The following is a 13,918-nucleotide window of genomic DNA, read 5'->3' as shown; positions in this document are numbered from 1 at the left end:
CTCCCGCCGAAGCACTCAAGCAACTACTCTCACGACCAACAGAAACAGGTGTTGCAACCACCACCTGAATCCACCCATCGACGTTGTCGCACGTTGCGCACGCACGAACCCTCCACAGCCTGGAGGCTCGGCTCGTCGTCCACAGATCGGCCCGCGTTCGCCGCGTGGCCGGGTCACGAGCGGGATCGTTTCCGCATGCACGATCACGTCATGCAGACACCACTCATCCGTACTGCAGAGCACGACAGCGCCGAACGCCGCGCGCTCCAGCGTCGTGCGCGGCGAGGCGAACTCGTCGCGATCCGCCCGGGGGTCCTCGTCGAACCCGACGCCCTCGACGCACTCAGACCGGAAGCACGGCACCTGCTGCTCCTCCGCGCCACCGCCTCGATGGTCCGCCCACCGCGGGCGATCTCGCACGCATCCGCTGCGGCGGTCCACGGTCTGCCCTTCGTCGACACGCCTCCTGGGAAGGTCCAGGTCACGGACCCGCGCCGGACCCACGCCGACGCGACACGGTTGCTCAGCGTGCACGTCGAAGCAGACCGGACGGGCCCAGTGCCGCGGTACGCCGGCACCCCACCGACGGTGCCGACGGAGTTCTGCGGCGCCCAGGTGACGGCGCTCGTCCGGACACTCGTCGACGTCGCTGCGACCGAACCCGCACTCGTGTCCGTCCCCATGCTCGACGCGGCACTGGCTGCTCGTCGGGTGTTCCCGCAGATGCTCGTCGACGAACTCGCAGCGGCACCACCGAATGCCGTGCACCGAGCCCGCGTGGCCATCGAGATGGGGTCGTCGTTGTCGGACTCCCCCGCGGAGTCCGTCGCCCGTGTCCGGTTCCGCCAGCTCAGGACGCCGGACCCCGTCCAGCAGCACGTCTTCGCGCGACTCGGTGTCCGGCGCGCCGTGGTCGACTTCTGGTTTCCGGCGCAGGGGGTCGTCGTCGAGGTGGACGGGCGTGCCAAGTACGGGGACGGAGCTGCTTCTGCCGACGCGCACTGGGAGGAGAAGCGTCGAGAGGACTTCGTGCGCTCCTTCCCCGAGGTGCGAACGGTCATCCGGTTCAGCTGGGCCGATCTCATGGATCCGGAGGTGATCCGTGCCGCACTCATCCGTGCCGGCGTCCCGCTCCGGTAGCCAGACGCTGCCACGTCTCGACGACGCTGTCGGGGTTGAGGGACATCGAGCTGATGCCGCGCGCCATGAGGTGCTCGGCGAGGTCGGGGTGGTCGCTCGGCCCCTGCCCGCAGATACCGACGTAGGCGCCGCGGGCACGGCATGCGTCGATCGCCATGTCGATCAGCCGCAGCACGGCCGGGTTCCGTTCGTCGAACGACTCCGCGACGATCCCGGAGTCCCGGTCGACGCCGAGGGTCAGCTGCGTCAGGTCGTTCGAGCCGATCGAGAAGCCGTCGACGTGGTCCAGGAACCGGTCGGCGTCGAGTGCGTTCGAGGGGATCTCGCACATCATCACGACCTGCAGTCCGTTGCGTCCACGGACCAGGCCGTTCGACGCCATGCGCTCGACGACACCGGACGCTTCCTCGACCGTCCGGACGAACGGGATCATCACCCGCACGTTCGTGAACCCCATCACGTCACGCACCGTCCGGATCGCCTCGCACTCCAACGCGAACGCCTCGGCGAAGTCGTCGGACAGGTACCGGGCGGCGCCTCGGAACCCGATCATCGGGTTCTCCTCGTCCGGCTCGTACGCCGCGCCACCGAGCAGGTGCGCGTACTCGTTCGACTTGAAGTCCGACAGCCGCACGATCACGGGCTTCGGGTCGAACGCCGCCGCGAGCGTACTGATGCCCTCGGCGAGCCGGCGGACGAAGTAGTCCCGCGGCGACCCGTACGCGGCGATGCGGTCCTCGATCTGCTCGCGCAGCTCGGTCGGCTGGTCGGCCAGGTGCAGCAACGCCTTCGGGTGCACACCGATCTGCCGGTTCACGACGAACTCCATCCGCGCGAGCCCGACGCCCGCGTTCGGCAGCGCCCGGAACCCGAACGCCTGCTCCGGCGATCCCACGTTGAGCATCAGGTCGACGCCGAGGTCCGGCAGGTCGTCGACCTCGACCCGCTCGGTGACGACGTCGAGCAGCCCGGGGAACACGCGCCCGGTCTCCCCCTCCGCGCAGGACACCGTGACGGCGTCCCCGTCGGCGAGCACGGTCGTCGCGGAGCCGGTGCCGACGACGGCAGGGATGCCGAGCTCACGGGCGATGATCGCGGCGTGGCAGGTGCGCCCACCGCGGTTCGTCACGATCGCGGACGCTCGCTTCATCACCGGCTCCCAGTCTGGATCGGTCATGTCCGCGACCAGTACCTCGCCCTCCTCGAAGTCGTGCATCTCGTGCGGGGATGCGAGCACTCGTACCGGTCCGGCGCCGATCCGCGCGCCGATCGCCCGGCCCTCGAGCAGCGGCGCCTCCGCCGGCGTCGCGGCGAGGCGGTGCCGCTCGACCACCCCCGCGAGGGATCGCGACGCCACCGTCTCCGGCCGGGCCTGCAGCACGTAGAGCTGCCCGTCGAGTCCGTCCTTGCCCCACTCGATGTCCATCGGACGGCCGTAGTGCCGCTCGATCGCCACAGCAGTCCGCGCGAGTTCGGTGACCTCGGCGTCGGTGAGCGAGAACCGTCGTCGGTCGAGCGGATCGGTGTCGACGAACGCGGTGGTCCGTCCGACGGCGGTGTCCTCCGTGAAGACCATCCGCGTCGCCTTCGCCCCGACGAGCCGCGAGAGCAGAGCCGGCCGCCCCGCCGCGAGCGCTGTCTTCGACACCGTGAACTCGTCCGGGTTCACCGCACCCTGGACCACCCCCTCACCGAGTCCGAACGCGCTCGTGACGAAGACGGCCCGGTCGAACCCGGTCTCGGTGTCGAGCGTGAACATCACCCCGGACGCGGCCAGATCGGACCGCACCATGCGCTGCACGCCGACGGAGATCGCCACCTCGTCGTGCACGAACCCGCGGTGGACGCGGTAGGCGATGGCTCGATCGGTGTACAGCGACGCGAACACCTGCCGGATCGCTTCGAGCACGGACTCCACACCGCGGACGTTGAGGAACGTCTCCTGCTGCCCGGCGAACGACGAGTCGGGCAGGTCCTCGGCCGTCGCGCTCGACCGCACCGCGAAACTGACACCGTCCGGCTTGCCCCGCGTCAGGCGTTCGAAGGCCGCGCGGACGGACAACTCGAACGCGATGCCGAGATCGGTCGTGGCGATCCGTTCCCGCACGGCGCCGCCGACACGCGCGAGCGCTCGGGTGTCCTCGACGTCCAGACCCTCAAGCTGCCGCGCGATCCAGTGCTCGAGCCCCGACGTCGCCAGATGACGGCGGAACGCGTCGGCGGTCGTCGCGAAGCCGTCGGGGACGCGGACGCCGGCGGCGGAGAGCGAACGGATGAGCTCGCCGAGCGACGCGTTCTTGCCGCCGACCGCCGCCAGGTCCTCGAGACCGACTGCGTCGAACGACAGGACGTCCACGGTCGTGGCGGCGGTTCGGGGTGCTTCGGTGATGGTCATCGGTGGCGCCTTTCGTCAGGTCGTCGTTGCACCGCCCGGTCGTCAAGACCGCGCTGTGGAAGCAGTCTCGGGCCCGGACAAGACGGCAGAGACTCCACATCAGCGTCAAGATCGCCGTTTCTTGCCGGAACGTGGAGCCACGCGTACCGTGAGCCCATGGACGACGACCTGGACCGCGCCGGACTCCTCGGCGCCCGGATCCGCCACTACCGAACGACGGCGGGTCTGACGCTCGATGCACTCGGCGCCGTGCTCGGCATGAGTGCGAGCCGCCTCTCCCTCATCGAGAACGCACGGCGCGAACCACGTGTGTCCGAGCTCCAGGCGTTCGCGGATGCCCTCGGCGTCGGGGTGACCGACCTGCTCCGTGACGAACCGCCGAACGACCGTGCTGCCCTCGAACTGGAACTCCGTCGGGCGCAGGCCGCGCCCGTGTACGCGGCCACCGGCCTCCCGACCGTCCGGCCCGGACGGAGCCTCGGCGAAGACGCGTTGCGGGCGCTGGTCGGCCTCCATCGCGAGCTCGAACGGCGTGCGTCCGAGGCCATCGCGACACCGGAGGCGGCACGGCGCGGGAACACCGAGCAGCGCGCCCGGATGCGTGAACGCGACAACCACATCGCCGAGATCGAGGCCATCGCCGAGGAGTGCGTGCGGTCTGTCGGCCACACCACCGGCGCGCTGACCCACCGAGAGGTCAGCCGGATGGCGGAGTCCATGGGGTTCGACCTGTTCTTCGTGGACGACCTCCCCAGGTCGGCGAGGAGCGTCACGGACATCGCCAACGGCCGGATCTACCTGCCGCCGTCGTCCATCCCCGGCGGACACGGCCTCCGCTCGATGGCGCTGCAGGCGATGGCGCACCGGATCCTCGGGCACCGGCCGCCACACTCGTACGCCGACTTCCTGCAGCAGCGACTCGAGATCAACTACTTCGCGGCGTGCTGTCTGATGCCGGAGACCCAGGCGGTGGCGTTCCTCGGGCAGGCGAAGCGCGCGAAGGACCTGGCGGTGGAGGACTTCCGCGACGCGTTCGGGGTCACGCACGAAGCGGCAGCGCTGCGGATGACGAACCTCATGACGCGGCACTTCGACATGCGCGTGCACTTCCTCCGCGTCGGTGACGACGGCGCGGTCTACAAGGCGTACGAGAACGACGGGCTCCCCCTGCCGGTCGACGTCACCGGTGCCGTCGAGGGCCAGATCGTCTGTCGTCGCTGGGGCGCTCGGCGCGCGGGCGACCGGGCGAACCGGACGACCGAGTTCCACCAGTACACGGACACCCCGACCGGCACGTTCTGGTGCTCGACGCAGACCGGATCGACGCCGGACGGTGGGTTCTCGATCACGTTCGGCGTGCCGTTCGACGACGCAAAGTGGTTCCGCGGGCGGGAGACGACGCATCGGGAGACCTCGCGCTGCCCGGACGAGCAGTGCTGCCGTCGGCCGTCACGAGCGCTCGAGGACCGGTGGGCGGGATCGGCGTGGCCGAGCGCGCGGCTGCACGCACAGATCCTCGCGCCGCTCCCGTCCGGCCGCTTCCCCGGGGTCGACGACGGGGAGGTCTACGCGTTCCTCGATCGCCACGCGGCATCCTGAGACACGGCGGCGTCACCGGACGCAGCGTCGCCCGCGTCAGCAGCCGCGCCCGCACCTGCACCCGGGTCGCCACCCGCACCCGGGTGGTACGCCCGCTGCCGCTCCACCACCAACGGCCCCGTCCCGACGGCCACGACCTCGCCCACCGCCAGCCGCACACCGTGCACCCGCCCCGCACCCTTCACGACAGCACCCCGACGATCGGGATCGGGTTCCGCGCGCGTCCCGCCCCCGTCGAGCACGACGTCCCGCACCGCCACCGCACCGAGCACCTGCGCGCCGTCACCGATCCGCGCCGGTCCCTGCACCTGCGCACCACCGAGGACGCGGGCCCCGGCACCGACCACGACGTCGGCACCCTCCGAAGCGGTGATCGTCACAGCACCCGGCCCGATCTGCGCACGCGCACCGATGCGCACCGCGCCCCCGTCCGCGACGACACCGACCGCGCCGGGCCCGAGCCGGGCACCCGCCCCGACCTCGACACTTCCGGCCCCGCGGGTCTCGAGCACCACACCGGGGTACAGCACGACGTCGGCGGCGAGCACCACGCCGCGGCCGACGAGCACCGACCCCGGATCGAGCACCGCGACGCGGGGCGCGAGCGCAGCGGTCTCCTGCACGGTGAGGAAGCCCGCGGCGCGACGGACCCCGTCGAGCGCGTGTTCCGGAGACCAGGCAGGCGAGGCGTGGTCCACCCAGCGAGCCTCCCACATGCCCGGCGTAGCGTGGCGGCCATGGCCCCGAAGCAGAACCACGAGTCGGACCAGGCGATCGTCCCGCTCCCCCAGGCCCCGGTCGACCGGACGACGAGCGCCGAGGTCTCCCCGACGACGAGCGCGAAGCTCCCGACCACCGCGAAGGGCTGGGAGCGCTGGCTCGACCGGATCCTCGACGTGCAGCGCCCCGTCGTCGTCGCTCATGTCAACGGTGTCCGACGCCGCCACCCCGACGCCTCTCCCGCGGAGGTCATCCAGATCCTCGAGCGGCACTACCTCACCGCCGTGACCTCCGGTGGCGCTGCCGTCGGTGCGAGTGCGGTGATCCCGGGCATCGGCGTCGCCGCGAGCTTCGGCCTGACCGGTGTCGAGACGATGGGCTTCCTCGAGACGACGGCACTCTTCGCACAGTCGGTCACCGAGGTGCACGGCATCGCCCTCGACGACCCCGAGCGCTCGCGCACCCTCGTGATGGCGATGATCCTCGGCACGCCGGGCACACAGCTCATCAAGCAGCTCGCCGGACAGGCCGCCGGTGGCCAGGCACGCACGGCGTTCTGGGGTGAGATGGTCGCCTCGTCGATGCCGAAGCAGGTCGTGAGCGGGATCGGCGGCCAGGTCCGGGACATGTTCATCAAGCGCTTCGCCGCCCGGCAGGGCACGTCGATGCTCGGTCGGGCGCTGCCGTTCGGCATCGGCGCCGCCGTCGGTGGGCTCGGCAACCACGCACTCGGCCGTCGGGTCATCCAGGCCTCGCGGACCGGCTTCGGTCTGCCGCCGGCGCACTTCCCGATCGTCCTGCAGCAGAAGGAACCGAAGCAGCGTCAGCTGCCGTGGCGCCGCCGTGGCGGGAGCACGAACGAGCAGCAGGAGGGCAAGCGGACCGACACCGCGCTCTGATCGCGACCGAACGCCGGACGGGAGGCTCGTGGCGACCCCGCCACGAGCCTCCCGTCCGCCGTCTGCGCAGTCCCGGTCAGCGCACGCGGACCAGCGTCATCAGGACCTGGTCGGCGTCATCACGACCTGCCCGGCGTGGGCGAACCCGCCGCCGAACCCGAACAGCAGCGCCGGGACGCCCTCCGGCAGGTCCCCGCGCGCCCAGGCCTTCGACAGGCCGAGCGGCACGCTCGCGGCCGAGGTGTTCCCCGACTCGACGACGTCCCGGATCACGAACTTCGACTCGCCGCCGAGCGCCGCGACGAGCGGCTCGATGATGCGCAGGTTCGCCTGGTGGAACGCGAACACCTGGATGTCGTCCATCGTCAGCCCCGCCTGCTCGACGACGCGGCGGGCGTGTCCCTCGGCCTCGGTGATGGCCCAGCGGTAGATGGAGCGGCCCTCCTGCGAGAAGCGCTCCGGCGTCCCGGACACGAGCACGGCCTGCTCCAGGTGCGGCACGCTGCCCCAGGACACCGGTCCGATCGACGGCGTCTCGGAGACACCGACGACCGCCGCACCGGCACCGTCGCCGACGAGCACGCACGTCGAGCGGTCGGTCCAGTCGACGATCCCGGACAGCAGCTCGGACCCGATCACGAGCACGGTGTCGGCCGAGCCGGTGCGGATCGCCTGGTCGGCGAGGGCCATGCCGTACTCGAAGCCGCTGCACGCGGTGTTGATGTCGATCGGCGCGGGGCCGTTCGACATCCCGAGCGCCGCAGCGACGCGACCGGCCGTGTACGGCGCACGGTCGCGGTGCGTGGTCGACGCGACGATGACGAGGTCGACGTCGGTAGGGTCGATCCCGGCGTCGGCCAGGGCCGCACGGGCTGCCTCGGTCGCCATCGAGGTGACGGTGTCGTCGGGCCCGGCGATGTGTCGCGTGCGGATCCCGGTCCGGGTCACGATCCACTCGTCGTTCGTGTCGACCATCGTCGAGAGTTCGTCGTTGGTGAGGACGCGCGAGGGCTGGTGGTGGCCGAACCCGAGGATCCGGCTGCCACGCAGCGGTGCAGGGGTGATCATCTCCCGCACGTTACCCCTCCCGCCGACGTCCGCATTCCCCCGGCGGAATACACGTGGAGCACTCGTGACGGGATGTGTGACCGGTACTCGCAGGGCCTCTCACGGTCCGGCCGGGTCGGCGTAGACACGTGCCATGGACTACACACACCTCGGACGGACAGGGTTGTCGGTGTCGCGAGCAGTGCTCGGCACGATGAACTTCGGACCGGAGACCAGCGAGGACGACTCGCACGCGATCATGGACCGGGCACACGAGCTCGGCGTGAACTTCTTCGACACCGCCAACGGCTACGGCGGCTCGGTGGGCAAGGGCGCCACCGAGGAGATCATCGGCCGCTGGTTCGCGAAGGGCGGTGGCCGTCGCGAGAAGACCGTGCTCGCCACCAAGGTCTACGGCGACATGATCGACTGGCCGAACGGCGGGAAGCTGTCGGCTTACAACATCCGCCAGGCCCTCGACGCGTCGCTGCGTCGTCTCCAGACCGACCACATCGACCTCTACCAGATGCACCACGTCGACCGTGACACGCCGTGGGACGAGATCTGGCAGGCGATGGAGATCGCGGTCGCACAGGGCAAGGTGCTCTACGTCGGCTCGTCGAACTTCGCCGGGTGGCACATCGCCCAGGCGCAGGAGGCCGCGAAGCACCGCAACTTCCTCGGCCTCGTCAGCGAGCAGTCGATCTACAACCTCGTCGTCCGCGACGTCGAGCGCGAGGTCCTGCCGGCCGCCCGCCACTACGGCCTCGGCGTCATCCCGTGGTCGCCGCTGCAGGGCGGTCTCCTCGGCGGCATCATCGAGAAGACCGAGCAGGGCTCCCGTCGCCTGAGCGGCCGGAGCGCCGAGTACGTCGAGGGGCACCGTGACCAGCTCACCGCGTACGAGTCGCTCGCGAAGGAGCTCGGCCACACCCCGGGCGAGCTCGCCCTCGCGTGGCTGCTCCACCAGCCGGGCATCACGGCGCCGATCACGGGACCGCGCACGATGGAGCAGTGGGAGTCGGCGGTGAACGCCGTCGACATCCGTCTGGACGAGTCGGCGCTGACGCGCCTCGACGAGATCTTCCCCGGGCACAAGACCTCGCCGGAGGACTACGCCTGGTGACCTGGACCACATGACGGGAGGTTCGGTGCGCGTCGGACGCGCACCGAACCTCCCGTCATGTGGCCGCGTTCAGAGCGCGCGGATCTCGTCGTCCGTCAGCCCGATCCAGCGCAGGTAGTCGTCGACGCTGCCCCAGCGCTGCTCCAGGTACCCGATGACCGTCGTCATGACCTCGGGAACGCAGCGCTGCGCCACGGCCGTCGCCTCGGGGTCCGTGCTCACCGCGCGCTCGGCGGCGAACCGGTCCGCCAAGCCGTCCGCGCTCGCGGCGTAGTCCTCGCCGACGCGGTCGATCGACGCTCCCCACAGCCGTGCCAGCAGCGCGCTGATGACCCCGGTGCGGTCCTTGCCCGCCGAACAGCACACGAGCACGTCCCCGTCGGTGTCCGCGATCGCCCGGAGCGCCTCCGCGATCCCCGTGCTGTGCCGGGTCAGCCAGTCGACGTACTGCTCCTCGAGCTGCACGGCGGCTGCCCCTGACTCGACCGTCGACGGGTCGAAGAGCGGCACGCCCCGGTAGCCGGCCGTGCTCGCGAGCGGGTGCGGGACCCGGGCGATCTCGTCGTCGCGCCGGAGGTCCACCACGGCGACCCCGGCCGGGTACACGCTCGCGGGGAGGTCCGGCTCGGTGTTCGCGCGGTACACCCGGCGCGTGCGGCCGTCCTGGAACCCGGCTCCCCCGACCTCGCGGAGGTTGGTCAGCATCGACGTCGTCGTCATGCCCCCACCCTCCCACAGCGCCGCGAGACGCCCGCGAGACGCCCCCGTCGACCTGAGACACCTCGCTCGACCCGAGACCCCCCGAATCCCGCGGTGTCTGGGCGGTTCGGGGGTGTCTCGCGGAGACAGCACGACGAAGGCCCCCGCGCAACACGCGGGGGCCTTCGCTCGAACGGGAAGCGCTAGCGCACGGAGACCGGGGTCTCGTCGCGCTCCTCGTAGAGGACGTAGCCCTCTTCGCCGTGGACGGCCGTGTCGATGCCCGCGACCTCGTCCTCGGTCTTCACGCGGAAGCCCATCGTCTTCTCGATGATCCAACCGATGATGAAGGCCAGGACGAACGAGTACGCACCGACGGCACCCGCGGCAGCGGCCTGCTTGCCGAGCTGCGCGAACGAGCCCGAGTAGATGAGACCGGTGCCGTTGGCGAAGATGCCGAGGTACAACGTGCCGAAGATGCCGCCGACCAGGTGCACACCGACGACGTCGAGCGAGTCGTCGAAGCCGAGACGGTACTTCCAGTCGATCGCGAAGCAGCAGATGATGCCGGCGAGGAACCCGAGCAGGATGCCCCAGCCGGGGGTGAGCGCCGCACACGCCGGGGTGATCGCGACGAGTCCGGTGACGGCACCCGATGCGGCACCGATCGAGGTGGCCTTGCCGTCACGGATCTTCTCGATGAGCAGCCAGCCGAGGACCGCGGCAGCAGGCGCGGCCAGCGTGTTCACCCATGCCAGGGCGGCGACGCCGTCAGCAGCACCCTCGGACCCGGCGTTGAAGCCGAACCAACCGAACCAGAGGATCGCGGCACCGAGGAGCACGAAGGGCGGGTTGTGCGGCTTGTGCGCGCCCTTGGCGAACCCGACGCGCTTGCCGAGGACGATCGCCAGCGCGAGACCCGCCGCACCGGCGTTGATGTGCACCGCGGTCCCACCGGCGAAGTCGATGACGCCCCAGACCGGAGCCCAGCCCGAGGTGAGGTTGAAGACCCACGAGGCGACAGGGAAGTAGACGACCGTGACCCAGACACCGGCGAAGACCATCCACGCGCCGAACTTCGCGCGGTCGGCGATCGCGCCGGAGATCAGCGCGACCGTGATGATCGCGAACGTCGCCTGGAACCCGACGAAGGACATGTCCGGGAACGCGGCCTTGATGTCACTGGACTGCGACTGCTCGAACGCCTGCCCGAGACCGATCTGGTTCCAGTCGATGCTGAAGAACCCGACGATCCCGGAGACCGCGGTGTGGTCGCCGTGGTTGGCGAACGCGATCGCGTAGCCGTACAGCACCCAGAGGACGCTCACGAGCGCGATCGCCCCGAAGGACATCATCATCATGCTGATGACGGACTTGGCCTTCACCAGGCCGCCGTAGAAGAACGCCAGGCCCGGTGTCATGAACAACACCAGCGCAGCCATGATCAACACGAATGCTGTGTTGCCTTGATCAAGCATGTCTCACCTCTCGATTGCAGTGCGGTCACCACGTCGGCGGTGCTTGCTGTGCATCGGGGCACCGACGTGTCCGCCTCGGGTAGGACCGAGTCTGGCGAGGTGACGTTTCGCGAGGGAGCACGATGTGTTTCGCGGGTGTAACGCGACGGGTTGATTTGTAAACGTCGTGTTACCGGGGCCTCTCGACCCCCTGGACGGGGGCCACGAGTTCGCGCAGTCCGTCCGGACGGTGCCCGACAGGCGTCGCGCAACCCGCCCTGGAGGCCCGGTGCGGCCCCGGCAGGACGATCCGGGTGCGCGAGTGGCTCAGTCCACGGCGCGCGTCAGGGCGACCACGCGGCTCGCGGCGCGCAGGTACTTCTTGCGGTACCCGCCGTCGAGCATCGACGAGGGGTACACGGCGTCGAGCGGTGTCCCCGATGCGACGATCCGCACCTGGGCGTCGTACAGCCGGTCGACGAGCGCGACCCACCGGAGCGCGTCGGTCTGGTCCGTGAACGCCGCGACGTCGGTGAGCCCGACCGCGTCGAGGCTGTCCACGAGCGCGACGTACTTCGACGGGTGCACGGTCGCCAGGTGTGCCACGACTGCGTGGAAGTCGTCGAGCGTGACCTCCCCGGACGACGGCAACGACGACGACACGTCCGACACGACCGCGGCGGACTCGTCGACCGCGCGCCGGCGGTAGTCGAGGCCGTCGATGCGCATCGTCTCGAACCGGTCCGACATCGCCTGGATCTCGCGGAGGAAGTCCTGCGCGGCGAAGCGCCCCTCGCCGAGGGCCCCCGGCGGGGTGTTCGACGTCGCGGCGAACCGGGTGCCGGACTCGGTCAGTTCCTTGATGAGCCGCGTCATCACCATGGTGTCGCCCGGGTCGTCGAGCTCGAACTCGTCGATGCACACGAGCGAGGTCCCGCGGAGCAGGTCGACCGTGCCCTGGAACCCGAGCGCGCCGACCAGCGCGGTGTACTCGATGAACGTGCCGAACGTCTTCCGCCCGGGTTCCGCGTGGTACGCGGCGGCGAGTAGGTGGGTCTTGCCGACGCCGAATCCGCCGTCGAGGTACACGCCCGACTTCGGTGCGGTGTCCGTGGCCGCAGCGCGTCGGCGGCCGAACAGCCCACGCTTCGCCGGCTCCGGTCGGGTCGCGACGAAGGACTCGACCGCGTCGCGGACCGCTGCCTGCGACGGGTAGTCCGCGTCCGGGCGGTACGACGCGAACGACGCGTCCGTGAACTGGGGTGGGGGCACCAGCGCCGCGGCCATCTGCTGTGGGGAGACCGATGGGTCGCGGTCGACCAGGTGCTGGGGCATGCAGTGCCTTCCGGGAAGCGTGTCGTGCGGTGTCACGTTGCATCGGGGACGAGGTACGTCCGCGTACCGTTGCTCCCGACGCCGAGCACCGATCCTAGTCCGGCGCCACCGCACCCAGGAGGTATCCACGATGACCGCACCGGTCGACCCGTCCGCCGAGTTCCGCGCCTACGCCCACCCCGAACGACTCGTGTCGACGGCCTGGCTGCAGGAACAGCTCGACGCCGGCATGCAGGACCTCGTGGTCGTCGAGTCCGACGAGGACGTGCTGCTCTACGAGACGGGGCACATCCCCGGCGCGGTGAAGATCGACTGGCACACCGACCTCAACGACCCGGTGCAGCGCGACTACATCGACGGCGAGGCCTTCGCCCGGCTCGTCGGTGGCAAGGGCATCGGCCGCGACACCACCGTCGTGGTCTACGGCGACAAGAACAACTGGTGGGCCGCGTACGCCCTCTGGGTCTTCGAGCTGTTCGGGCACGAGGACGTCCGCCTCCTCGACGGCGGCCGCGCGAAGTGGATCGCCGAGGACCGTGCACTCACGACCGACCGCACCGAGGCCGCCCCGGCCGAGTACCCGGTCGTCGAGCGTGACGACACCGTCGTCCGCGCCTTCAAGGAGGACGTCCTCGCCCACCTCGGCAAACCGCTCGTCGACGTCCGCAGCGCACCGGAGTACAGCGGCGAGCGGACGACCGCTCCCGACTACCCGGAAGAGGGCGCGCTGCGTGGCGGCCACATCCCGACCGCGGTGAACATCCCGTGGGCGACCGCCGCCGCCCCGGACGGCACGTTCAAGCGCCGTGACGAGCTCGACGCCGTCTACCGCGACGGCGCGGGCATCGGCGACGAGGACGAGGTGATCGCCTACTGCCGCATCGGCGAACGGTCGAGCCACACCTGGTTCGTGCTGCGGTACCTGCTCGGGCACGAGAACGTCCGCAACTACGACGGCTCCTGGACGGAGTGGGGCAGCGCGGTGCGCGTGCCCATCGTCCAGGGAGCGGAGCCGGGTACCCTTCCGAACCGATGAGCACCGAACTCCCGGAACCCGCACTCCCCCGCGCCCTCGCCGAGATCCGCGACGACTTCCTCGAACTGTCCCAGGCCGACCGGCTGCAGCTGCTCCTCGAGTTCTCGAACGAGCTCCCGGCACTGCCCGAGCGACTCCGTGGACACGAGGACGAACTCGAGCGCGTCGAGGAGTGCCAGTCACCCGTCTTCATCACGGTCACCGTGGGCGAGGACGGCGACGCACCGGACGTCGTCCGCATGCACGCGACCGCGCCGCGCGAGGCCCCGACCACCCGCGGCTTCGCCTCGATCCTCGCGCAGGGCCTGTCCGGCCTCACGGCCGAGCAGGTGCTCGCGGTGCCGTCCGACTACCCGCTCACGCTGGGCCTGTCCGAGGCGGTCAGCCCGCTGCGGATCCGCGGCATGGTCGGCATGCTCGGCCGGGTGCAGCGCCAGGTGCGCGCGCTGGTGGCGGTGCAGTAGA

Annotated in this window: 12 protein-coding genes; 6 read left to right on the top strand and 6 right to left on the bottom strand. The window is 70.6% G+C overall.

The window, feature by feature from the left end:
* The first annotated feature begins 210 nt into the window (after positions 1-210).
* Entirely contained in the window at positions 211-1,140 is a 930-nt protein-coding gene (locus tag ACO0E1_RS18545) for a hypothetical protein (RefSeq protein ID WP_422875518.1), read from the top strand.
* Here ACO0E1_RS18545 and ppsA read toward each other — a convergent pair.
* Complete coding sequence (gene ppsA, locus ACO0E1_RS18540) at positions 1,112-3,535, bottom strand: phosphoenolpyruvate synthase (protein ID WP_422875517.1); 2,424 nt, start codon at positions 3,533-3,535, stop codon at positions 1,112-1,114. The two genes, ACO0E1_RS18545 and ppsA, sit on opposite strands and share 29 nt — an antisense overlap.
* 156 nt (positions 3,536-3,691) lie before the next feature.
* Between ppsA and ACO0E1_RS18535 the strand changes: the two genes are divergently transcribed.
* A complete protein-coding gene (locus ACO0E1_RS18535) occupies positions 3,692-5,134 on the top strand; it encodes a helix-turn-helix domain-containing protein (protein WP_422875516.1) in 1,443 nt (480 codons plus the stop codon).
* Here the strand turns inward: ACO0E1_RS18535 and ACO0E1_RS18530 are convergent.
* Entirely contained in the window at positions 5,101-5,850 is a 750-nt protein-coding gene (locus tag ACO0E1_RS18530) for an LbetaH domain-containing protein (protein WP_422875515.1), read from the bottom strand. The genes ACO0E1_RS18535 and ACO0E1_RS18530 overlap by 34 nt on opposite strands.
* Positions 5,851-5,871: 21 nt before the next feature.
* Between ACO0E1_RS18530 and ACO0E1_RS18525 the strand changes: the two genes are divergently transcribed.
* The gene (locus ACO0E1_RS18525) at positions 5,872-6,753 is read left to right on the top strand and encodes a hypothetical protein (protein ID WP_422875514.1); all 882 of its coding nucleotides are present in this window, start codon (positions 5,872-5,874) and stop codon (positions 6,751-6,753) included.
* 99 nt (positions 6,754-6,852) lie between these two features.
* Here ACO0E1_RS18525 and ACO0E1_RS18520 read toward each other — a convergent pair whose 3' ends face one another.
* Positions 6,853-7,821 carry a beta-ketoacyl-ACP synthase 3 gene (locus ACO0E1_RS18520; RefSeq protein WP_422875513.1) on the bottom strand — a complete coding sequence of 323 codons (969 nt, stop codon included), beginning with the start codon at positions 7,819-7,821 and terminating at the stop codon, positions 6,853-6,855.
* A gap of 133 nt (positions 7,822-7,954) precedes the next feature.
* Here ACO0E1_RS18520 and ACO0E1_RS18515 point away from each other — a divergent pair, with 133 nt between their 5' ends.
* Positions 7,955-8,926, top strand: a complete 972-nt coding sequence (locus tag ACO0E1_RS18515) for an aldo/keto reductase (RefSeq protein WP_422875512.1) — start codon at positions 7,955-7,957, stop codon at positions 8,924-8,926.
* Positions 8,927-8,995: 69 nt separating this feature from the next.
* On the opposite strand, the gene ACO0E1_RS18510 is transcribed toward ACO0E1_RS18515, so the two are convergent.
* The 3 genes from ACO0E1_RS18510 to zapE form a co-directional block, all read right to left on the bottom strand.
* Complete coding sequence (locus tag ACO0E1_RS18510) at positions 8,996-9,646, bottom strand: tyrosine-protein phosphatase (protein WP_422875511.1); 651 nt, start codon at positions 9,644-9,646, stop codon at positions 8,996-8,998.
* A gap of 182 nt (positions 9,647-9,828) precedes the next feature.
* On the bottom strand, positions 9,829-11,067 hold the full coding sequence (locus ACO0E1_RS18505; protein ID WP_422875510.1) for an ammonium transporter: 1,239 nt from the start codon (positions 11,065-11,067) through the stop codon (positions 9,829-9,831).
* 342 nt (positions 11,068-11,409) lie between these two features.
* Complete coding sequence (gene zapE, locus ACO0E1_RS18500; protein WP_422875509.1) at positions 11,410-12,417, bottom strand: cell division protein ZapE; 1,008 nt, start codon at positions 12,415-12,417, stop codon at positions 11,410-11,412.
* 130 nt (positions 12,418-12,547) lie between these two features.
* On the opposite strand from zapE, the gene ACO0E1_RS18495 reads away from it, so the two are divergent.
* The gene (locus ACO0E1_RS18495) at positions 12,548-13,453 is read left to right on the top strand and encodes a sulfurtransferase (RefSeq protein WP_422875508.1); all 906 of its coding nucleotides are present in this window, start codon (positions 12,548-12,550) and stop codon (positions 13,451-13,453) included.
* The gene (locus ACO0E1_RS18490; RefSeq protein WP_422875507.1) at positions 13,450-13,917 is read left to right on the top strand and encodes a SufE family protein; all 468 of its coding nucleotides are present in this window, start codon (positions 13,450-13,452) and stop codon (positions 13,915-13,917) included. Before ACO0E1_RS18495 ends, ACO0E1_RS18490 begins: the two co-directional genes overlap by 4 nt.
* The last annotated feature ends 1 nt before the right edge of the window (position 13,918 follow it).

It is taken from the genome of Curtobacterium guangdongense (assembly GCF_049341845.1).
Lineage (GTDB): Bacteria > Actinomycetota > Actinomycetes > Actinomycetales > Microbacteriaceae > Curtobacterium > Curtobacterium guangdongense.
Note: the sequence above shows the minus strand (reverse complement) of the source record. Positions and strands in the feature narration are given on the sequence as shown.